The 19,824-nt window shown below is 62.1% G+C and carries 20 protein-coding genes and 1 riboswitch; of the genes, 2 read left to right on the top strand and 18 right to left on the bottom strand.

Translation table 11 applies throughout. The features are described from left to right. Positions 1-101 precede the first annotated feature (101 nt). Positions 102-1,379: an OmpP1/FadL family transporter gene (locus V8689_RS20140; RefSeq protein ID WP_056786479.1), complete on the top strand. Its 1,278-nt coding sequence runs from the start codon at positions 102-104 to the stop codon at positions 1,377-1,379. 65 nt (positions 1,380-1,444) lie between these two features. Here V8689_RS20140 and V8689_RS20145 read toward each other — a convergent pair whose 3' ends face one another. The 13 genes from V8689_RS20145 to cobO all read right to left on the bottom strand — a co-directional run bounded on the left by V8689_RS20145 (position 1,445) and on the right by cobO (position 13,250). Continuing rightward, on the bottom strand, positions 1,445-1,996 hold the full coding sequence (locus tag V8689_RS20145; protein WP_032895915.1) for a glutathione peroxidase: 552 nt from the start codon (positions 1,994-1,996) through the stop codon (positions 1,445-1,447). Between the two features lie 150 nt (positions 1,997-2,146). Next, positions 2,147-3,355 (bottom strand): MFS transporter, encoded by a 1,209-nt coding sequence (locus tag V8689_RS20150; RefSeq protein ID WP_056786483.1) that lies wholly within the window; start codon positions 3,353-3,355, stop codon positions 2,147-2,149. A gap of 54 nt (positions 3,356-3,409) precedes the next feature. Then, positions 3,410-3,814 carry a MarR family winged helix-turn-helix transcriptional regulator gene (locus tag V8689_RS20155; protein ID WP_003193031.1) on the bottom strand — a complete coding sequence of 135 codons (405 nt, stop codon included), beginning with the start codon at positions 3,812-3,814 and terminating at the stop codon, positions 3,410-3,412. 42 nt (positions 3,815-3,856) lie between these two features. After that, on the bottom strand, positions 3,857-4,585 hold the full coding sequence (locus V8689_RS20160; protein ID WP_056786972.1) for an adenosylcobinamide-GDP ribazoletransferase: 729 nt from the start codon (positions 4,583-4,585) through the stop codon (positions 3,857-3,859). 2 nt (positions 4,586-4,587) lie between these two features. Next, positions 4,588-5,163, bottom strand: a complete 576-nt coding sequence (gene cobC, locus V8689_RS20165; protein WP_056786486.1) for an alpha-ribazole phosphatase family protein — start codon at positions 5,161-5,163, stop codon at positions 4,588-4,590. Then, complete coding sequence (gene cobT, locus V8689_RS20170; RefSeq protein WP_056786489.1) at positions 5,160-6,215, bottom strand: nicotinate-nucleotide--dimethylbenzimidazole phosphoribosyltransferase; 1,056 nt, start codon at positions 6,213-6,215, stop codon at positions 5,160-5,162. The genes cobC and cobT overlap by 4 nt, the downstream gene beginning before the upstream one ends. Next, the gene (cobU, locus tag V8689_RS20175) at positions 6,212-6,733 is read right to left on the bottom strand and encodes a bifunctional adenosylcobinamide kinase/adenosylcobinamide-phosphate guanylyltransferase (protein WP_056786492.1); all 522 of its coding nucleotides are present in this window, start codon (positions 6,731-6,733) and stop codon (positions 6,212-6,214) included. The genes cobT and cobU overlap by 4 nt, the downstream gene beginning before the upstream one ends. Before the next feature lie 544 nt (positions 6,734-7,277). Next, entirely contained in the window at positions 7,278-8,729 is a 1,452-nt protein-coding gene (locus V8689_RS20180; protein WP_056786497.1) for a cobyric acid synthase, read from the bottom strand. Then, the gene (gene cobD, locus V8689_RS20185) at positions 8,726-9,715 is read right to left on the bottom strand and encodes a threonine-phosphate decarboxylase CobD (RefSeq protein WP_032903127.1); all 990 of its coding nucleotides are present in this window, start codon (positions 9,713-9,715) and stop codon (positions 8,726-8,728) included. Before cobD ends, V8689_RS20180 begins: the two co-directional genes overlap by 4 nt. Next, positions 9,708-10,616, bottom strand: coding sequence for an adenosylcobinamide-phosphate synthase CbiB (cbiB, locus tag V8689_RS20190; RefSeq protein WP_056786500.1), 909 nt, complete (start codon positions 10,614-10,616; stop codon positions 9,708-9,710). The genes cobD and cbiB overlap by 8 nt, the downstream gene beginning before the upstream one ends. Further along, positions 10,613-11,263: a 5,6-dimethylbenzimidazole synthase gene (gene bluB, locus V8689_RS20195; protein WP_056786503.1), complete on the bottom strand. Its 651-nt coding sequence runs from the start codon at positions 11,261-11,263 to the stop codon at positions 10,613-10,615. The genes cbiB and bluB overlap by 4 nt, the downstream gene beginning before the upstream one ends. Beyond that, positions 11,260-12,642, bottom strand: a complete 1,383-nt coding sequence (locus V8689_RS20200; RefSeq protein WP_056786506.1) for a cobyrinate a,c-diamide synthase — start codon at positions 12,640-12,642, stop codon at positions 11,260-11,262. Before V8689_RS20200 ends, bluB begins: the two co-directional genes overlap by 4 nt. Continuing rightward, entirely contained in the window at positions 12,639-13,250 is a 612-nt protein-coding gene (gene cobO / locus V8689_RS20205) for a cob(I)yrinic acid a,c-diamide adenosyltransferase (RefSeq protein WP_056786509.1), read from the bottom strand. The genes V8689_RS20200 and cobO overlap by 4 nt, the downstream gene beginning before the upstream one ends. An 80-nt stretch (positions 13,251-13,330) precedes the next feature. Next, positions 13,331-13,577: riboswitch (cobalamin riboswitch) on the bottom strand. A gap of 99 nt (positions 13,578-13,676) precedes the next feature. Here cobO and V8689_RS20210 point away from each other — a divergent pair. Beyond that, on the top strand, positions 13,677-14,990 hold the full coding sequence (locus tag V8689_RS20210) for a PQQ-dependent sugar dehydrogenase (RefSeq protein ID WP_060765923.1): 1,314 nt from the start codon (positions 13,677-13,679) through the stop codon (positions 14,988-14,990). Between the two features lie 123 nt (positions 14,991-15,113). On the opposite strand, the gene V8689_RS20215 is transcribed toward V8689_RS20210, so the two are convergent. From V8689_RS20215 to V8689_RS20235, 5 genes are all read right to left on the bottom strand, one after another. Further along, complete coding sequence (locus tag V8689_RS20215; RefSeq protein WP_003193049.1) at positions 15,114-15,653, bottom strand: C40 family peptidase; 540 nt, start codon at positions 15,651-15,653, stop codon at positions 15,114-15,116. 144 nt (positions 15,654-15,797) lie between these two features. Continuing rightward, on the bottom strand, positions 15,798-16,427 hold the full coding sequence (locus V8689_RS20220) for a C40 family peptidase (RefSeq protein ID WP_003193051.1): 630 nt from the start codon (positions 16,425-16,427) through the stop codon (positions 15,798-15,800). A gap of 209 nt (positions 16,428-16,636) precedes the next feature. Continuing rightward, positions 16,637-17,341 carry a DnaA regulatory inactivator Hda gene (gene hda, locus V8689_RS20225; RefSeq protein WP_003193052.1) on the bottom strand — a complete coding sequence of 235 codons (705 nt, stop codon included), beginning with the start codon at positions 17,339-17,341 and terminating at the stop codon, positions 16,637-16,639. 203 nt (positions 17,342-17,544) lie between these two features. Continuing rightward, a complete protein-coding gene (locus V8689_RS20230) occupies positions 17,545-18,618 on the bottom strand; it encodes an AI-2E family transporter (RefSeq protein ID WP_056786516.1) in 1,074 nt (357 codons plus the stop codon). A gap of 55 nt (positions 18,619-18,673) precedes the next feature. Beyond that, positions 18,674-19,714, bottom strand: a complete 1,041-nt coding sequence (locus tag V8689_RS20235; protein ID WP_056786519.1) for a DUF2066 domain-containing protein — start codon at positions 19,712-19,714, stop codon at positions 18,674-18,676. Between the last annotated feature and the right edge of the window lie 110 nt (positions 19,715-19,824).

The following is a 19,824-nucleotide window of genomic DNA, read 5'->3' on the forward strand; positions in this document are numbered from 1 at the left end:
GATTGTCCTACAAAACCGCTCTATCTCCAGCATTACAGCCTATGGCGCGATCTGAAATTTATTGATACTTTCCGCAGCGGTGATCACACGGAGTTCTAATAATGAAAAAAGTAATGCTCAAGACCACACTTAGCCTCGCCGTTGCCATGGCATCCTCCCAACTGTTCGCTAGCGGCTTTGCCCTCAACGAACAGAGCGTGAGCGGGATGGGTACCGGTTTCGCAGGTCGCTCTTCTTCTGCCGATGATGCGAGCACTGTGTTCGGTAACCCTGCCGGTATGGCACGCCTGGAAGGTCAGCAGGTCACCGGCGGCGTTGCAGCCATTGATGCCTCCACCGATATCAGCAATGTCAGCGGCCGCTCCGCTGGCAGCAACAAAGGCGATATGGTGCCTTTTACTGCCGTGCCTTTCGGTTTCTACACCAATAAACTCAACGACCAGTGGGCTGTCGGCTTCGGCGTCTATGCGCCGTTCGGCCTGGTGACCGACTACGAAAGCGGCTTCCAGGGCCGTGGTTTTGGCAGCAAGAGCGAAGTGAAAGTCATCACTTTGCAACCGACCGTCAGCTACGCCTTCAACGATCGCGTTTCCGTGGGTTTTGGCCCGACGATCAACCGCATCGCCGGCACCCTGGAATCGGACCTGACGCTGAACCCTCGCGCGCCAGACACCAATATCAAGATCAAGGGTGACGACACCGCACTGGGCTTCAACATCGGCGTGCTGGTTCAAGCCACCGATACCACCCGTGTCGGCCTGACCTACCACTCCAAGGTGAGCTATAAGCTGGACGGCCACACCGAAGTCACCGCACCGACCGCGACCTCGCCGTTCCTGCGCAGCAACCGCTACGACGCCTCGCTGAAAATCGACACGCCTGAGTCCTACGACCTGTCCGTCACTCAAGACCTGACCGACGCGTGGAAACTCTACGCCGGTGCAACCTGGACGCGCTGGAGCCGCCTGAAAGACATCACCGTCAAGAACGAAGGCGTCAGCGGCGCTACTGGCGGCGCGCTTGCCCCAGGCCTGGTCAGCACGATCAAGGAAGACCAGAACTGGCACGACACCTGGGCTTACGCCGTGGGTACCTCGTACCAGCTCACCAAGCAGGTGGTGCTGCGTACCGGCCTGACGTTCGACCAGTCGCCTACCAACAACACGGATCGCTCGCCGCGCATCCCGACCGGCGACCGCACTATCTTCAGCCTGGGCCTGGGCTACCAGGTCATGGATAACATGACCATCGACCTGGCCTATTCCTACCTGAAGGAAGAGGACGTCAAGATTTCGCGCTCCAACCAATTGGCCAGCTACAACGCCAAGTATGAAAACAGCGCCAACGGTTTCGGCTTGGGCATGACCTACAAGTTCTAACCTGCAGCCGTATAAAAAAGCCCCGCTCTCCTGTGAAGGAGGCGGGGCTTTTCAGTGCTCGCCCATCAGGGTTTGGACGCTATCGCCTGCTCCACCGCCTTGATCAGCTCCGGACTGTCCGGCTTGGTCAGGCTGGAAAAACTGGCAACCACATTGCCTTGGCGATCCACCACATACTTGTAAAAGTTCCACTTGGGCGCCGCGTCGGCCTGCTGTGCAAGCACCTTGAACAGGTGCACTGCATCCGGCCCCTTGACCTTCTGCGGCTCGGTCATGGTGAAGGTCACGCCATAATTCACGTAGCAGACTTTGGCGGTTTCCTCACCGGTCTTGGCTTCCTGCTTGAAGTCATCGGACGGCACGCCAATCACTTCCAGGCCTTCGCCCTTGTAGCGCTGATACAACGCTTCCAGGCCTTTGAACTGCGGGGCAAAGCCGCAGAAGCTCGCCGTGTTGACGATCACCAAGGGCTTGCCAGCGAATTGCTGGCACAGGTCGATGGATTCCTTGGCCCGCAGCTTGGGCAATTGGCCCTCCAGCAACGGTGGGCAACTGGCGGCCATCGCCACGCTGCCAATAGCCATCAGGACGGGTACAGCGAGCCAGCGCATCTGCATGTCAAAAGTCCTTGAGTCGGTTCAGACCCACAACTTAACAGATCGCCATGCCCAGTTGCATCAACGCCAGGCCGCCCCGCTGCCAGCCCCACCAGGCCAGCAGCAACAACACCATCCCCACCGCCAACAGCATAAGACGCGCTGTCATGCTCATGCCGCCTCCATCTGCGCCTGTATACGAGCCACCGGCCGCTCCCGCACCGGCCAATTCAGCGCGGCGGCGAGCAGGCTGAGCAAAATTGCCACCTGCCAGATCAAATCGTAGCTGCCGGTTCGATCATAGACCACCCCGCCCAACCACCCGCCGAGGAACGAGCCAAGCTGGTGGAACAGAAACACAATCCCGCCGAGCATCGAGAGGTTGCGCACACCAAACAGGGTCGCGACGGTGCCGTTGGTCAGCGGCACCGTGGACAGCCACAAAAAGCCCATCGCCATGCCGAACAGATACGCTGTGACTTCAGTGACCGGTACCCAAAGGAACAACACAATCACCACCGCCCTTAACAGGTACAAGCCGGTGAGCAGGCGCGGCTTGGACATGCGCCCACCAAGCCAACCTGCCGTATAGGTGCCGAACACATTAAACAGGCCAATCAACGCCAGCACGGTGGTGCCCACCGTGGCCGGCAGGTGCTGGTCGACCAAGTACGCCGGCAAGTGCACACCGATGAACACCACTTGGAAACCGCAGACAAAAAAGCCGAAGGACAGCAGCCAGAAGCCGGAGTGAGAACAGGCTTCTTTGAGCGCCTCACCCAGGGTTTGCTGGGCCACTGTGACCGCCAGCGGCCGGTCCTTGAGCATGGCGACCAGCGGCAGGATCAGCGCCACCATCAAGCCCAGCGCGAGCAGCGCTGCCGACCAGCCGAGCCAGCCAATCAAACCGAGGGTGCCGGGCACCATGGCGAACTGGCCGAACGACCCTGCGGCACTGGCAATGCCCATGGCCATGCTGCGTTTTTCGGGCGCTACGGCGCGGCCGACCACGCCGAGAATCACCGAAAACGAGGTGCCGGACAGGCCAATGCCAATCAGCAAGCCTGCGCTCAACGACAATGACCAGGCAGAGTCGGACATGCCCATCAGCACCAGGCCGACGGCGTACAACACCCCGCCGACAAACACCGCCTTGGTCGCGCCGAAACGGTCGGCCAAGGCCCCGGTAAATGGCTGCGCCAAGCCCCAGATCAGGTTCTGCAAGGCGATGGCAAAGGCAAAGGTTTCACGCCCCCAACCGAATTCGCTGCTCATCGGCGCCAGAAACAGGCCAAAGCCATGCCGTACGCCCAAGGACAACGCCAGGATCAGCGCACTCCCTAAAAGGACCCAACCACTGGTGCGCCACATCGAGGTCATTTCTTATTCTCCGCTCGCGGGTATATACCCGCTTGTAGTCGAACAAACCGCCGTTCAGGCGAGTTCATCCAACAAGGCCAACAACATTTCGCGCTTTTCGGCGCCAAGCTTATCAATCAGTTTCTGTTGCGCTGCTTCCCACGCCGGCAATGCAGCGGCCAGCCGTTCATGGCCGGCGTCAGTCAACACCACCAGGCGGTTGCGCAAATCGTCGCCCTCCACCAACTGCACCAGCCCCTCGCCTTCCAGGACCCGCAGATTGCGCCCCAGGGTGCTGCGATCCAGGCCCATGGCGTCCGCCAGGCTGGAAATGCTCGGCTGGTCGAGACGCTGCAGGTTACACAGCAGAGAATACTGGGCAACATTGATCCCGAAGCCGTCGAGAGCGCCGTCGTAGTGCCTGCTGACGCCACGGGCGGCGCGTCGCAGGTTGGTGCATAAACATTGGGAGGCAAGCATAGAGCGTGTATATACCCGGAGTTAACCAATTGCAAGAAAGCGTTACAACGCCAGCCCGACCAACACCGCGACTTCAAGCAGCTCCAGCAGTGCACCAGCGGTGTCGCCCGTGGTACCGCCCAGACGCTTGACCATCAACTGGCGCAACCACACGAAACACAATGCCGCCAGCAACACCGCGATGCCGCCGCTGAAACCGCCGATCAGAATGCACGCCAACCCGCTGAGGATCAGCACCTGTTGGCCGACAATTCGCGGCAGATGGTCTGACAGTGCCTGGCCCAATCCGCCCGCACGCACGTAGCGCGTGGTGAGAAACAGCGCCAGCATTGAGGCGCGTCCGATCAGGGGCGCCAGGATCAACGCGGCGCCATTGTGTTGTTCGATCAACGCCACCAAGGCGCTGAACTTGAGCAGCAGCACCAGACCCAGGGTGACCACCGCAATCGGGCCGCTGCGCGGATCTTTCATGATGCTGAGGGTGCGCTCGCGGTCGCCAAAGCCACCCAGCCAGGCATCGGCGCTGTCGGCCAGGCCGTCCAGGTGCAAGCCACCGCTGAGCAACACCCAAGCCGTGAGAAGCAACGCGGCGTGCAACAGCAACGGCGCGCCCTGCAACATCTGGTTGAGGCCCCATAACAGCACGCCGAACAGCAACCCTACCAACGGATAAAATAGTAACGAACGGCCCAGCTCTTGAGGCTGCGGCATACCCGGCAAGCGAATGGGCAGGCTGCTGAGAAATTGCAGGGCGATCCAGAACGGCAGCATCATCAGCGCCCTTCCTTCAACACGCCATCGGCCTCAACCTGCAGGCCGAACAGGGCACCGTGACCCACTTCGACATTCAGCAGTTGCTCACGGGGCAACCCTCGCGCCTGGGCCAGCAGCAGGCGCATTACACCGCCATGGCTGATCAACAGCACGCGCTGGCCAGCATAGGCCTGATGCAGCCGCGTGACAGCGCCAAGCACGCGCGCGGAAAACTGGATGACCGGCTCGCCTTGCGGCGGCGTGAAGGCATAGGGGTTGGCCCAGAACAAGCCCAGCCCTTGGGCATCGGTGTCCATCAACGCGGCCGAACTCTGCCCTTCCCAGGCGCCGAAGTGCAGCTCCTGCAAGTCAGGCTCCAGACTCACCGGCACATCGAGCTGTGCGCCCAACTCCTGGGCGAACAGAGCGCAGCGTTGCAGCGGTGAGCTGATCAGCCGATCCCATGGCCCCTGCCCCACTACTGCGTCGCGCATCTGCTGCCAGCCGTTGGCGGTCAGCGCATCGTCCAGGCTGCCACGCAGGCCGCCGCCCAGTTCGGTTTCGCCGTGGCGCAGCAGGTCCAGGCGCAAGGTCATGCGGGGCGGTCCGCCACGGCGGCTTCGGCGAAGGTCGCCATCTGCCCGTGCAGCGCACACGCCAGGCGCAACAAGGGCACCGCCAACGCGGCGCCGCTGCCTTCGCCCAGGCGCAGGCCCAGTTCCAGCAACGGCTGCGCCTCGAGGCTGTGCAGCACATGGCGATGGCCCGGCTCGGCGCCGCGATGGCCGAACACCAGCCATTCGCGGCACGCCGGGTTCAAGCGCACCGCTACCAGCGCGGCCACGCTGCAGATGAACCCATCCACCAGCACCACGATGCCTTCCTGGGCGCAGGCCAGGTAGGCGCCGACCAGCGCGGCTATTTCAAAACCGCCGAGATTGAACAGGGTTTGCAGCGCATCACTGCGCTGGCCCGCGTGCAACGCCAAGGCCCGCTCGATGACCGCGACCTTATGGCTGACCCCTGCGGCGTTCAAACCGGTGCCAGGGCCTGTAAGGTCAGTGACCTGGCAATCCAGCAATGCGCAGGCCAATGCACTGGCCGCGGTGGTGTTGCCGATGCCCATCTCACCGCCGATAAACAGTTGCGCGCCGCTTTCCAGGGCGCGGCGTGCACTGTCTCGCCCGGCGTTCAGGGCCAGTTGCCCCTGGGCCTGGGTCATCGCCGGGCCATGGACGAAATTGGCCGTGCCGGCGCCGATATTCAGGTGACGAACGCCAGGCAAGTCCAGGGACGGCGTGACGGTGCCGAGGTCGACCACTTCCAATTGCGCTTGCAGTTGCCGCGCCAGCACGCTGATTGCCGCACCACCGCTGACGAAGTTTTGCAGCATCTGGCCAGTGACCGCCTGGGGAAACGCCGATACACCTTCAGCGACCACGCCGTGATCGCCGGCAAAAATCGCGATCCACAGGTGATCTACCGAGGGTTTGACCTGGCCCTGCAAACCTGCCAACTGTACCGCCAGCGCTTCCAACTGGCCGAGGGAGCCGGCGGGCTTGGTCAACTGCTGCTGGCGTGCCAGCGCCTGTTCGTGGGCCGTGGCATCAATGGTCTTGCAGGGGTTGAGCCACCAGGAATCGGTCATAACGCAGTACCTTTCAAAGTCAGGGGCAGGCCGGCAACCGTCAGCACAACGCGCTGACAGTGCTCGGCCAGGGCTTGATGCAGCCAACCGGCTTCATCCACATAACGGCGAGTCAATTCGCCCAGCGGCACGACACCCAGACCGGTTTCGTTGCTGACAAAAATGATTTCCCCCGGCAGCGCGGCCAGGGTTTGCAACAGTTGATCGCGCTCGAAGGCAAGACGCGCCGGGTCTTCGAGCATTAGAAGGTTGGTGAGCCATAAGGTCAGGCAATCCACCAGCAGGCAACGATCAGTGGCGGCGTTTTCGCGCAGCACGCGCGCGAGGTCGATGGGTTCTTCAATCAGGCCCCAATGGTCGGGGCGGCGCTGGCGGTGCAGCGCGACGCGCTCGTTCATCTCACCGTCGAGGGGTTGGCTGGTGGCGATATAAATGACGGCAAGCCCGCTCTGTGCGGCAAGCTTTTCGGCCAGGCGGCTCTTGCCCGAACGGGCGCCGCCGAGGATCAATTGATACATGCAAAGGCCTCTGGCGAACAATGTGGGAGTGGGTTTGCTCGCGAATAGGGTGTGTCAGTGAATGCACCTTTGGCTGGCCCACCGCGTTCGCGAGCAAGCCCGCTCCCACAGTTAGATTGTGGTGCGTCAGGTGGACATGAGGCGGCCGCCAGGACGCTATCGCAGGCAAGCCAGCTCCCACAGGGAACCTGATCGGCTTTGGCGCAGGCTTTTGATTTTGATCTCAGGCGCCCCGTTAAACCACGCTGGCCGAACGCAGGCTTGAATCCGTGGGTAACCCGGCAGGACGCCGGGTTAGCCGCACTGGGCCAGGGATGGCCCATTGCGGCGGCCCACGGATTCAAGCCGGAGAGAGGGCACACCGAGCCTAGGCGAGGTGCCGAGTGGTGGGGCGAGGGCCTTTTGGTTACTTTTGGGTCCTTCCAAAAGTGACCCGCTGTAAGAGCGGAACCATAAGTGGTCGTTGCCGCAGCAATGGATATGTACACCGCTCCACCGCTATCGCAGGCAAGCCAGCTCCCGCGATCGGGTCGTGTGATCACCGTCAGATCCCACATAGCTTGCGCAATAAATCGGTATCCAGGTGATGCTCCACCAAGTCCGCCAAGCGCTCGATATCGCGCTCGCGCAGGCCGTGATAATCCACCTCTTGCACATCCTGCAACCCGGCCCAACGCAGCAACGCACTGCACGCCGCCGGGGTCTCGAACACGCCGTGCAGGTAGGTGCCGAGAACCTGCCCATCGGCGCTCTGCGCGCCATCGCTGCGGCCATCGTCCAGCAGCACCGCAGCGCTTGCCAAGGCAGCGCCGCAGGTTACCCCCGCATGGATTTCATAACCGCTGACTTCGGCATCTTCCAATACCAGGCGTCCACGCACGTTGCGCAACTGCTTCTCTTGTTCCAGGGTGGTGCTGAACGCCAGTAACCCGAGGCCGTCGCTGGAGCCCGCAAGCCCTTCCAGGCCCAACGGGTCATGGACTTGCTCGCCGAGCATCTGCAAGCCGCCGCAGATCCCCAGCACCTTGCCGCCATAACGCAGGTGTCGCGCCACGGCGGTGTCCCAGCCATTGGCACGCAGGTAGGCCAGGTCACTGCGCACACTTTTCGAGCCCGGCAGGATGATCAGGTCAGCAGCCGGTATCGACTGGCCCGGCCCGACGAACTGCAAGTCCACCTGGGGATGCAAGCGCAGCGGGTCGAAGTCGGTATGGTTGCTGATGCGCGGCAGCACCGGCACCACCACCTTGAGCACTTGGGCGGCCTTGTCGATCTGGCGTTGGTCGATGCCGTCTTCTGCCTCCAGGTGCAGGTCCATCACGTAGGGCAGCACGCCGACCACCGGCTTGCCGGTGCGCGCTTCGAGCCAATCCAGCCCGGGTTGCAGCAACGCGATATCACCGCGAAAACGGTTGATGATGAAGCCCTTGACCCGCGCCTGCTCACTGGGTGACAGCAGTTCCAGGGTGCCGACCAGATGGGCGAACACGCCGCCACGATTGATGTCTGCGATCAACAGCACCGGGCAGTCCACCGCCTCGGCGAAGCCCATGTTGGCGATGTCATTGGCGCGCAGGTTGATCTCGGCCGGGGAGCCCGCGCCTTCGACCATTACCACCGGGTAGGCCTCACTCAAGCGCGTGTGGGAGGCCAGCACAGCTTGCATCGCAATGGCTTTGTAGTCGTGGTACGCCACGGCATTCATGCTGGTAACGGCACGGCCATGGATGATCACCTGGGAACCGGTGTCGCTGTTGGGTTTGAGCAACACCGGGTTCATGTCGGTGTGGGGCGCCAGGTTGGCAGCCTGGGCCTGCACCGCCTGGGCGCGGCCGATCTCGCCGCCTTCGGCGGTCACTGCGCTGTTGAGCGCCATGTTCTGCGGTTTGAACGGTGCCACTGCGATGCCCTGGCGTACCAGCCAGCGACACAGCGCGGTCACCAGGGTGCTTTTGCCGGCGTCAGAGGTGGTGCCCTGCACCATCAACGTGCTCATGTGGCGTCCTTGTAGGCGGCCAGGGCTTCGTCAAGGCGCAGCCAGTCGGCGTCGGTGTCGGGCAGGCCCAACCGCACGCTGCTGTTGTGCACAAACAGGCGCAGCAGGATGCCGCGCTGGGCCATGAATTCGTACAGCCGTTCAGCGTGGGGGGTAATCAACCACTGGAACAAGGCGCAGCCGCCGTGAGGTTGAAGGCCGCGGCGCTCAAGCAACTCGAACAGACGCTGACCGGCTGCGATGCAGCGACTGCGCTGGCGCGCATGCCCGTCGGTGTCGCGCAGGCACACTTGGCCCAGCACCCGCGTCGGCCCGCTGACGGCCCAGGGCCCGACCTGTTCGGCCAACAGCTTGAGCAACTTGCGCTCGGCCAACACGAAGCCCAAGCGTACGCCGGCCAGGCCGAAGAACTTGCCGAATGAGCGCAGCACGATCAAGCCGACCTGATCGGCATGGCTGGCCAGGCTCAAGTCCGGGGTTACGTCAATGAACGCCTCGTCCACCACCAGCCAGCCACCACGTTGGGCCAACCGCGCATGCCAATCCAGCAGGCGCTGCGGGCTCAGGCTCAAGCCCGTGGGGTTGTTGGGGTTGACCACGACTAGCACGTCGAGGCTGTCGAGAAAGAAGTCGACTTCCTGCTCCTGCACTTCGCGCACCACATAACCGGCGCGGCGCCAGGCTTCGGCGTGCTCGGCGTAACAGGGCGAAAGCACGCCGACCTTGCCAGAACGACGCAGGCGCGGCAGCAGTTGGATCGCCGCCTGGGAGCCCGGCACCGGCAGCAACGGGCCGGCGCCGTAATACTCGCTGGCGGCCTTCTCCAAGCCGTCATCGGTTTCCGGCAAACGCGCCCAGGCGCGCAAGGGAATCTCGGGAATCGGCCACGGCCAGGGCGCCAGGCCGCTGGACAGGTCAAGCCAATCCGCTTCGGCAATGCCGTACTCAATCGCGGCCTTACGCAGCCGACCACCATGTTCAAGCATAAATTTGCGCCCCCACGCACAGGACCAGCAGCCACAACCATACGCCGCGCTGCACCAGTTGCCAGCCGCGATCAATGGAATTGGCGTCGGCCGGCGGGCCTTCGCCCAATGGCGGGCGCTGATGCACCTCGCCGTGATAAATCGCCGCGCCGCCGAGCTCGACACCCAAGGCACCGGCCCCCGCCGCCATCACCGGGCCGGCGTTGGGGCTGTCCCAGGTCGGGCCCTGGGTGCGCCAGCATTTGAGCGCCAGGCGGGTTTTACCCAATAGCGCGTAGGTTAAGGCCACCAAACGCGCAGGAATATAGTTGAGCACATCATCGATCCTGGCGGCTGCCCAGCCGAAACGCTCAAAGCGCTCATTGCGATAGCCCCACATGGCGTCCAGGGTGTTGCTGAGGCGATAGAGCACCACGCCTGGCACACCGGCCACCACGAACCAGAACAACGCAGCGAAGATCGCATCGCTGCCGTTCTCCAGCACCGATTCGGTGGCAGCACGGGCGACTTCAGTGCGGTCCAGTTCGCTGGTCTGGCGGCTGACCAGGTAACTCACACGCGTGCGCGCTTCATCCAGGTCATCGCGGCGCAGGGCCTGGGCCACTGGGGTTACGTGCTCACCCAGGCTGCGCATGCCCAGGGCGCAGTACAACGCCATAATCTCCAGCAGCCAGCCGATATAGGGCGCCCACGACAACGCGGTGGCCAGTAGGGTCAGCGGCACCACTGCGATAAACCACGCGGTCACGCCATGGCTGCGCCAGCCACGCCCACCGCTATTGAAACGTTGCTCGATGCGCCCGGCGAAATTGCCGAACGCCACCAGCGGATGCCAGCGCCTGGGCTCACCCAGCAGCGCATCCAGCGCCACCGCAGCCACACACAGCAAGGCCACACTCATTGACTCACTCCCCACGTGTTTTCATACAGCATGTCACTTAGCGGTCGCGGCTCGGCCCAGCCTTCTAGCTGCAACATCGGTGCCGGGTAAAACTCGGCCACCGGCCCCAGGCACAACACGGCCAGGGGTTTTGCGCCGGGTGGCAAGCCCAGCAGCTCGGCCAGGGCTTGGGGGTCGAACAGCGAAACCCAGCCCATGCCCAACCCTTCCACGCGCGCCGCCAGCCACAAGTTCTGGATCGCGCAGGAGAGCGAGGCCATGTCCATTTCCGGCAAGGTGCGGCGCCCGAAAATGTGGCGCTCGCGATCGTCCATCAAGGCGGCGACCAATACCTCGGCGCAGTCGTTGATACCTTCGACCTTGAGCTTCATGAACGCATCGGAGCGTTCACCCAATGCTTCGGCGGTGCGCACGCGCTCTTCTTCCACCAACTGTTGAATCTGGCTGCGCAACGGGCGGTCGCTGATGCGGATAAAACGCCACGGCTGCATCAGGCCGACGCTGGGCGCCTGGTGCGCGGCGTGGAGCAGGCGTTGCAGCAGTTCAGGCGCGATGTTGCCGCCGCTGAAGTGGCGCATGTCGCGGCGTTCGGCGATGGCGCGGTAGACGGCTTCGCGGTCGGCTTGGGGGAATGCGTTGTCAGTCATGGCCTCTTCGCGAGCAAGCCCGCTCCCACATTTGAAATGCATTCCCCTGTGGGAGCTGGCTTGCCTGCGATAACGGTCTCAAGGTCTGGCGCAAACAACGCGGCCACCGCGCCAGGATTCGACGGAAAATAAAAGTGTACGTAGGAGGCGGTCAATCGACCTTGGCGATAGACCGCTTCAGCCCCGCGCCCACCGTTAGGGCTCAGGCCACGGGCAATCGGCGCCCATTCGGTACTGGTCAGGGAATGGTGATAGGTATGCCCACGCAACGTGCCCTCCGGCAGCTCAACGCTTTGCAACGCCAGGGCCGCGAGTTTCTTCTGCATCACCGCATCGCCTTGTAACAAGCCAACCAGTTCGGCGCGTGTACCCTCCACATCGGTCAACGAGTCGAGCAGATAGAGCATGCCACCACATTCGGCGAGCAGCGGCTTGCCAGCGGCGTGATGAGCACGAATAGCGTCCAGCATCGCGGTATTGGCCGACAATGCCTGGTGGTGCAGTTCTGGATACCCGCCGGGCAGATAGAGGCTGTCAGCTTCGGGCAGTTGGCGATCATGGATCGGTGAGAAGAACTTCAGCTCGGCGCCCATCGCCCGCAGCAAATCCAAACTGGCGCCGTAAGTAAAAGCGAAGGCTTCGTCACGGGCCACGGCAATACGCACACCGGCCAGCAAGGGTTCAGCTTCGATCACCTCGGGCGCGGCAAAGGTCACCGGCGGCGGCAAGGCCACTTCGCAACTGCTGCCCAACGCCTGGGCCGCGGCATCCAGGCGCACGTCAAGGTCATTCAGTTCGCTGGCTTGCACCAGGCCCAGATGGCGGCTAGGCAGTTCGATGCCGGTCTCGCGGGACAATGCACCGTACCAACGCACGCCCTCGGTGAGGCTGCCTTCGAGCAATTGCGCATGACGCAACGTGCCGACGCGGTTGGCCAGCACGCCGGCGAACGGCAGGTCGGGTTGATAGCGCGCCAACCCCAAAGCCAGGGCGCCGAATGTCTGGGCCATGGCGGTGCCATCGATCACACCCAGCACAGGTACACCGAAGTGCCGCGCCAGGTCAGCGCTGGAAGGCGTGCCGTCGAACAGGCCCATCACGCCTTCGATGAGAATCAGGTCAGCCTCCCCCGCTGCTTCCCAGAGCAGACGACGGCTTTCCTGCTCGCCCACCATCCACATGTCCAACTGGTAAACCGGCGCGCCACTGGCACGTTCGTGGATCATCGGGTCGAGAAAGTCCGGCCCGCATTTGAACACGCGCACCTTGCGTCCCAGGTTGCGGTGCAAACGCGCCAGCGCGGCGGTGACCGTGGTTTTGCCCTGGCCGGACGCCGGAGCGGCGATCAATACGGCCGGGCAATGACGGGGCTGATTCAAAGTTCGACGCCTTTTTGTGCCTTGATACCGGCCTGGAACGCGTGCTTGAGCATGCCCATTTCGGTGACGGTGTCGCCCATTTCGATCAGTTCAGGCTTGGCGCCACGGCCGGTGACTACCACATGCTGCATGGGCGGGCGCGCTTGCAGGTCGCTGAGTACCTGGTCCAAATCAAGATACCCGTGCTTGAGGGCGATGTTCAGTTCGTCCAGCACCACCAAGCCGATGGAGGGGTCATTCAACATGGCCCGAGATACCGCCCAAGCCGCTTCGGCGGCGGCGATATCGCGCTGGCGGTCCTGGGTTTCCCAGGTGAAGCCTTCGCCCATCACGTGAAAGCGCACCTGCTCGGGGAAGCGGCGGAAGAACGATTCTTCGCCGGTGCTGTTACGCCCCTTGATGAACTGCACCACACCGCATTGCATGCCATGGCCCATGGCGCGGGCCAACATGCCGAACGCCGAACTGCTCTTGCCTTTGCCGTTGCCGGTCAGCACCAGCAGCAGGCCGCACTCGTTGGGGGAATTGGCGATGCGCTCGTCAATCACGGCTTTTTTGCGCAGCATGCGCGCCAGGTGGCGTTCGTCGCGGTCGGGGGAATCAGTCATGGCAGCTCTCCGTTGGGGCTGGACAAAAACGGCGGGCAGGAAAAAGAAAAAATCAGACAGCCAAGCATCGCCCACCGTGATGCTGTTGGATGATCCAGGCCGGTCTCCGGGCTCATGAGTGGCGCTTTTTATAGAAAGCAGCCGAGGGTGCGCCTTCCCATATCGCACGCGATACAGTGGCAAACAGCACCGTCTTGACTCATTTACCGTTGCGGGGGCAGCGCCGGAATCGCGGCAGCACTGTGTACAAGTGCGCTCACTCACCGGCTTCCCTGTTTCACTCCGTCGACGCGTACGCCACAGAGCACCTGGAACAAGCCGCGAAGGTTAGTGGGTTGGGGGTGGAGCGTCAATTAAAGCTGGCCTTGTACTTGAACCATCCGCCGTTCGTGCTTCTCTACCCCTACAGGTATCAAGGAGAAAACCATGCCTAAAACCCGACTCGCCCTACTGATCATGTGCGCCGGCAGCCTCGCTGCGTGCGGCGAAAGCTCGACCCTGCAGGTCGCCGATGGCACCGGGCCCTCGCCCCGGCTGCCGGAGCCGAACAAGACGCTGATCCCCACCGTCAATATCGCCCCGGCCATCGGCTGGCCCGAAGGCGCCAAGCCCGTCGCCGCCGCCGGCACCCAAGTGGCCGCATTCGCCGAAGGGCTGGATCACCCGCGCTGGCTCTATGTGCTACCCAACGGCGACGTGCTGGTGGCCGAGACCAATGCACCGCCCAAGCCGGACGACGCCAAAGGCGTACGTGGCTGGGTGATGGAAAAAGTCATGGACCGCGCTGGCGCCGGCGTACCGAGCCCGAACCGCATTACCTTGCTGCGCGATGCCGACCATGACGGTGTGGCAGAAACACGCACGGTGTTCCTGGAGAATCTCAATTCCCCGTTTGGCATGGCCCTGGTGGGCAACGACCTCTATGTGGCCGATTCGGATAAATTGCTGCGCTTCCCCTATCAGCCGGGTGAAACCGCGATCACCTCCCCAGGCACCAAGGTGGTGGATTTACCCGGTGGCCCCTTGAACCACCACTGGACCAAAAACGTCGTGGCCAGCCAGGACGGCAGCAAGCTGTACGTAAGCGTCGGCTCCAACAGCAACGTCGGCGAAAACGGCCTGGAAGCCGAACAGGGCCGCGCCGCCATTTGGGAAGTCGACCGCGCCAGCGGCCAGCACCGCATTTTTGCTTCTGGCCTGCGCAACCCCAACGGCATGGCGTGGGAGCCACAGAGCGGCAAGTTGTGGGCGGCGGTCAACGAGCGCGATGAGATTGGCAGTGACCTGGTGCCCGACTACATCACCTCGGTCAAGGATGGCGGGTTCTACGGCTGGCCGTTCAGCTATTACGGCCAGCATGTGGATGTGCGTGTGACCCCGCAGAACCTGGACATGGTCGCCAAGGCCATCGCTCCCGACTATGCGGTAGGCCCTCACACTGCGTCGCTGGGGCTGACCTTCGCCGAAGGCAGCAAACTCCCCGCCCCCTTCGTAAACGGCGCATTTATCGGCCAGCATGGCTCCTGGAACCGCAAGCCGCACAGTGGCTACAAGGTGATTTTCGTGCCGTTCGAAGGGGGCCAGCCGAAAGGGCAACCGGTGGATGTGCTGACGGGGTTTCTTGATAGCGATGAGAAAGCCATGGGCCGGCCGGTTGGCGTGGTGATTGATCAGCAGGGGGATTTGCTGGTGGCCGATGATGTGGGCAATAAGGTTTGGCGGGTGTCGGCTGTTAAGTAAATCGCCACACACCAATGTGGGAGCGGGCTTGCCCGCGATTACGGTGGCCCAGCCAACTAATCCGTTGACTGACACACTGCATTCGCGGGCAAGCCCGCTCCCACATTTTGGAGTTTTATTGATTCAGGGATTACGCGCCAGATTCCCCGGCAACACGCGTTTGGCACTCAGGTAGGCATTCTGCCAATACGCTTTGGATAGCGTATCCAGCTTCACCGTACCGCCGGTTTGCGGCGCGTGTACGAAGCGACCCTCCCCCACATAAATGCCCGCATGACTGACCCGCGAACCACCACCGGTGGCGAAGAACAGCAGGTCGCCAGTTTGCAGGTTTTGTTCGCTGACGTCCTGGGCACGCATCACGATCAATTCACGGGTGGTGCGCGGCAATGAGATGCCGGCGGCATCGCGGAATACAAAGCCGATCAGGCCGCTGCAATCAAACCCCGAGTCCGGCGTGTTGCCACCCCAGCGATAAGGCGTGCCGACCAGGCCCAGCGCACGAAAGAGCACGTCTTCGGCAGCCGGCGAGAAATTCTGGGTGGCATAGTTGAACACCGGCTTAGGCTTGACCGCGACGGGCGCGGGCGGCGGTGTACGACTGGCGCAGGCGCTGAGCAGCGCGGCGCAAACAATAAGCATCAGGCGGGCCGAGGTCGACATGTGCAGAACAATCCTGGTCTGGATGCGGCTTTCGCTGCCGAACGTTGAAAACCAGAACGCGCAAGCAAAGCTCGCGCGAACGGATGACAACAATGTCCAGGGATTCTAGCGCTTACACGTCAAACTTCAAGTATCACTTTAACTTTACTTACTAGCGGTAACCGTCGTCGGGGCCATGGCGAGTGCGCGCTTGGCTTCGATGAAGGTTTTGCTCCAGTAGCTGTCACCCAGGTTATCGACCCGAACACCACCACTGCGGCGGCTGCTGGAGTGAATAAACTGGTTATCGCCCAGGTAGATACCGGCGTGGCTGACACGACCGCGGCCACTGGTACTAAAGAAAAGCAGATCACCGGGCTTGAGGTTGTTTCGTGCGACCAACGGTGCATTCACGTTGATCATTTCGCGCGTGGAGCGCGGCAGGTTCATACCGGCCTCTTCACGAAACAGGTAGCCAATGAAACCGCTGCAATCAAAACCGGCTTCCGAGGTGCCGCCGAAACGGTAACGGGTACCGATCAAGGACATGCCGCGCTCAAGGATGCTGTCGGCCAGAAGTGGCAGTTGGTAAGGCTTGCTGTCGGAGAACTCGGCGAGTTCTTTTTCGGTTGCCACCTCTTCTTCATAAACAGAAGCAGACTGTGCAGCAACGAACTTTGCCTGATTTTGAACCTGTGGTTTTTGCTGTTCTGCCACCTGCTGAGGGTGGGAGGCGCAACCAAACAACAGGGTAACGAGTGCGAGAGGCACGAGGGGTGCGAAGCGATTTAGCATGGGCACGACCGTGGCTGATGTGTAAAGAAGCCGAGACTATGCCCTCTATCACATCGATTTGCAAATTCAATCGTGATCTATGTGACTTCCCGTTTCGACCATGACATCTAAGCCGTGATTCCATTTTTTGCTTCAGTTGCGTAGCCCTTAAGGCTCAAACGCAGGTTTTCTGACGCCTTGAAAATGCCGACATATGGAAAATCAAGGCCTTACCAACCCAAGGTCTCTTTCAGAAAAGGGATCGTCAATTTTCTTTGCGCCTGCAAAGAAGCCTGGTCGAGCTGTTCAAGCAAATCGAACAGCGCACTCATGCTGCGGGTACCACGGGTGAGAATAAAGTGCCCGACTTCGTCGGTCAGGTGCAGGCCACGGCGGGAAGCACGCAGTTGCAGCGCACGCAGCTTGTCCTCGTCGGACAACGGGCGCATCTGGAAGATCAGCGCCAGGGTCAGGCGCGACTTGAGGTCGGCCAGCTTCACCGGCAGCTCGCGGGGCGAGGTAGAAGCTGCAATCAGCAGGCGTCGGCCGCTGTCGCGCAGGCGGTTGAACAAATGAAACAGCGCCTCTTCCCACTCCGCCTTGCCGGCCACTGCCTGCAAGTCGTCGAGACATACCAGCTCGTACTGCTCAAGGTTATCGAAGATGCCGATGCCGCGGTCCATCAACTCAGCCAGGGGCAGGTACACCGCCGGCTCGCCCATCTGCTCGAAACGCAGGCACGCGGCCTGCAGCAGGTGGGTGCGCCCCACACCATGCTTGCCCCACAGATAGATCAGGCTTTCCGTCCACCCGGCGTCGGCTTCGCAGAGCCGCTCGACATAGCCGAGTGCAGCGGCATTGGCGCCTGGGTAGTAGTTGATAAAGGTAGCGTCATCACGCAGACGCACACCTAGGGGCAGCTGAATCGGTTTCATGCTGACTGAACGGCTCCCATCGAACCGTTAGTGGCCTCTGTGTAAAGTTTGCAAAGTTTATACCCGTGACGCCGGGCGCACAATGCAGCAGACCACAAGCAAAATCAAAGGTTTGCGTTAACTCGCAGGTTTACGCGAATTGTTTGACGCACCCGGCGCCAATAACAACAAACCCGGCCAGGGCCGGGTTTGTGACATTGCGATTACAACTCGGGCTCATCCACCCCTGTGTACACGTCCGAATCCTTGTACAGGTCGTGCACATGGCGCACCAGCACCATGATCACCGCCGCCACTGGCAGCGCCAACAGGATGCCGGTAAAGCCGAACAGCTCACCACCCGCAAGGATCGCAAAGATCACCGCCACCGGGTGCAGCCCAATTCGATCGCCCACCAGCAGCGGCGTCAGCACCATACCTTCCAACGCCTGGCCTACCATGAATACCGCGACAATCCCGAGCATCGGGTACAGGTCGCCGCCAAACTGGAACAGCCCGGCCACCAGCGCCGCGCCGATGCCGATCACAAAGCCCATATACGGCACGATGGCCGCCAGGCCCGCGATCAAACCGATCAACAGCCCCAGCTCCAGGCCGATCGCCATCAGGCCGGCAGCGTAAATCACGCCCAGGGCCAGCATCACCAGCAACTGCCCGCGCACGAACGCGCCCAGCACCTCATGACACTCCGCCGCCAGGGAAACCACGCGCTCTTCGCGGTCACGGGGCAGCAGGCTGCGGATCTTGGCCATCATGATGTCCCAGTCCCGCAGCAGGTAGAACGCCACCACCGGGATCAGCACCAGGTTGGTCAACCAGCCGATCAGCGCCAGGCTCGACGCGGTTGCCTGGCTGAGCACCACCGTGACGATATCGGTGGTCTTGTCCATATGCTCGCTGATGGCCGCCTTGACCTTGTCGAACTTCCAGAAGCCATCCGCCAGCCCGAACTTGGACTGGGCCCACGGCATTGCCGTGTGCTGCAACCAGTCGAGCATCTGCGGCGCCAGTTCATAGAGGCGAAACAGCTGCTTGGCCAACATCGGCACCAATATCAACACCAGCGCCGTGATGATCAACGTGAACAGCGCAAACACCGTGATCACGCCGCAGGTGCGCGACATGCCGACTTTTTCCAGGCGATCCACCACCGGATCGAACAGATAGGCGAGCAGCAGCGCCACCAGGAACGGCGTCAGGATCGAATGCAGCAAGAACACAAAAACGCACAGCAGGACAATCCCGCCAAGCCACACCCAACGACGCGTATCCGCCATAAACCACTCCATCTGTTATCTACGCCCTTCTTCTATATAGAAGGAGGAACACCGTTTACCAACGAAAACGCAGTTGCGCCTGAGGCTCAGGTGCAGCAGCCGGTTGCATGCCTTCGACCACGGCAGGCTGTACCGGGGCTTCGCCAGCAGGAATTTCCTGCAGCTTGGCCAGGCTCAATTGGGTGCGCAGTTGTTCGGCGCTGCCATTGACGCGATACACGATCCGGTTGCCATCCACTAACTGCGGCTGGCCGCCAAAAGGCTCGAGCAAGCGACCCAGGGCGGCGTAGCGCTCCAGGTTCATGCCTTGCACTTCAAGCAGTTGCTCACTGCTCACCCCAGGTTTGACCGCAAAACGTGGCGCCAGCTTTTGGCTGACCGCCAGCAAGACAGCGTCGGCGAGCGCGGCAGTGTCAGCACCTTGGGCGGTGCCCTCCTCAGCCTTGTCGCCCAGCCACAGGCGCCACTTGGCCTGCCATTGACTGCCTTCCTGGCGCGCATGCACCGCGAGCAACGCATCGGCACCGTAGCGCTCGGACGCTGCTCGCAAAGGCGTGGCGTCCGGGCTTTCAAGATTCGGCGCGGTGGCGACTACCTGTTCGTCCAAATCACCCAGCGGCAAGCGCAGCGGCAGCCCCCGGTGTTGCGCGGCCCGGCGCAGGGCCTGGGCAACGGCCTGGCCATCGCCGACCAGGCTGCTGCCTTCGGTTGAATCGTTGAGCCACCAACCCAGGATCGACGGCCGGTTGCTGCCCCAGATCGACAGCCCCGCATCACGCAAGGCGCGGTCGGTGCTGACCGGGTCGAAGTCCACTTGCAGGCTTTCCGGCGGGCCGGCGTCGTAGCCGTACTGGCTGATGATTTGTTGCGGGTCTTTGCGGATCGCCGCCAGGCCCGGGCCATCGGCGGCCTTGGCGTCGCCGGTCAGGCGGATCACCAGGGTCTGCACAGCACGATGGGTGGCTTGGTCGCGCTCTTGGGGCGACTGGCTGCTGACCGGTTCGAGCACTTGATAGAGGCCATTGAGGGTTTCGGCATGACTCGCCAGGCTGACCAACGACAAGCAGCCTACAAAGAAGAATTTACACAGACGCATGGAAGATTCCCGAACGACAAATTTAGCGGTTGGAACAGACCGCGTGAGGCTGTGACACAGCGACCGGTAAAACATTCACAGGGTCCCGGTAAGTTTTCATACTGTCATAA

It is taken from the genome of Pseudomonas sp. AK181, from assembly GCF_051122975.1.
Taxonomy (GTDB): Bacteria; Pseudomonadota; Gammaproteobacteria; order Pseudomonadales; family Pseudomonadaceae; genus Aquipseudomonas; species Aquipseudomonas lactis.

Excerpts from the sequence above, each read along its gene's own strand:
- bluB (WP_056786503.1), bottom strand. The coding sequence starts at position 11,263 with ATGACTGACAACGCATTCCCCCAAGCCGACCGCGAAGCCGTCTACCGC.
- V8689_RS20180 (WP_056786497.1), bottom strand. The coding sequence starts at position 8,729 with ATGAGCACGTTGATGGTGCAGGGCACCACCTCTGACGCCGGCAAAAGC.
- cbiB (WP_056786500.1), bottom strand. The coding sequence starts at position 10,616 with ATGAGTGTGGCCTTGCTGTGTGTGGCTGCGGTGGCGCTGGATGCGCTG.
- cobC (WP_056786486.1), bottom strand. The coding sequence starts at position 5,163 with ATGACCTTGCGCCTGGACCTGCTGCGCCACGGCGAAACCGAACTGGGC.
- cobT (WP_056786489.1), bottom strand. The coding sequence starts at position 6,215 with ATGACCGATTCCTGGTGGCTCAACCCCTGCAAGACCATTGATGCCACG.
- V8689_RS20150 (WP_056786483.1), bottom strand. The coding sequence starts at position 3,355 with ATGACCTCGATGTGGCGCACCAGTGGTTGGGTCCTTTTAGGGAGTGCG.
- cobU (WP_056786492.1), bottom strand. The coding sequence starts at position 6,733 with ATGTATCAATTGATCCTCGGCGGCGCCCGTTCGGGCAAGAGCCGCCTG.
- V8689_RS20220 (WP_003193051.1), bottom strand. The coding sequence starts at position 16,427 with ATGCTAAATCGCTTCGCACCCCTCGTGCCTCTCGCACTCGTTACCCTG.
- V8689_RS20215 (WP_003193049.1), bottom strand. The coding sequence starts at position 15,653 with ATGTCGACCTCGGCCCGCCTGATGCTTATTGTTTGCGCCGCGCTGCTC.
- V8689_RS20230 (WP_056786516.1), bottom strand. The coding sequence starts at position 18,618 with ATGGCGGATACGCGTCGTTGGGTGTGGCTTGGCGGGATTGTCCTGCTG.
- cobD (WP_032903127.1), bottom strand. The coding sequence starts at position 9,715 with ATGCTTGAACATGGTGGTCGGCTGCGTAAGGCCGCGATTGAGTACGGC.
- V8689_RS20235 (WP_056786519.1), bottom strand. The coding sequence starts at position 19,714 with ATGCGTCTGTGTAAATTCTTCTTTGTAGGCTGCTTGTCGTTGGTCAGC.
- V8689_RS20155 (WP_003193031.1), bottom strand. The coding sequence starts at position 3,814 with ATGCTTGCCTCCCAATGTTTATGCACCAACCTGCGACGCGCCGCCCGT.
- V8689_RS20140 (WP_056786479.1), top strand. The coding sequence starts at position 102 with ATGAAAAAAGTAATGCTCAAGACCACACTTAGCCTCGCCGTTGCCATG.
- V8689_RS20145 (WP_032895915.1), bottom strand. The coding sequence starts at position 1,996 with ATGCAGATGCGCTGGCTCGCTGTACCCGTCCTGATGGCTATTGGCAGC.
- hda (WP_003193052.1), bottom strand. The coding sequence starts at position 17,341 with ATGAAACCGATTCAGCTGCCCCTAGGTGTGCGTCTGCGTGATGACGCT.
- V8689_RS20210 (WP_060765923.1), top strand. The coding sequence starts at position 13,677 with ATGCCTAAAACCCGACTCGCCCTACTGATCATGTGCGCCGGCAGCCTC.
- cobO (WP_056786509.1), bottom strand. The coding sequence starts at position 13,250 with ATGACTGATTCCCCCGACCGCGACGAACGCCACCTGGCGCGCATGCTG.
- V8689_RS20160 (WP_056786972.1), bottom strand. The coding sequence starts at position 4,585 with ATGCTGCCGTTCTGGATCGCCCTGCAATTTCTCAGCAGCCTGCCCATT.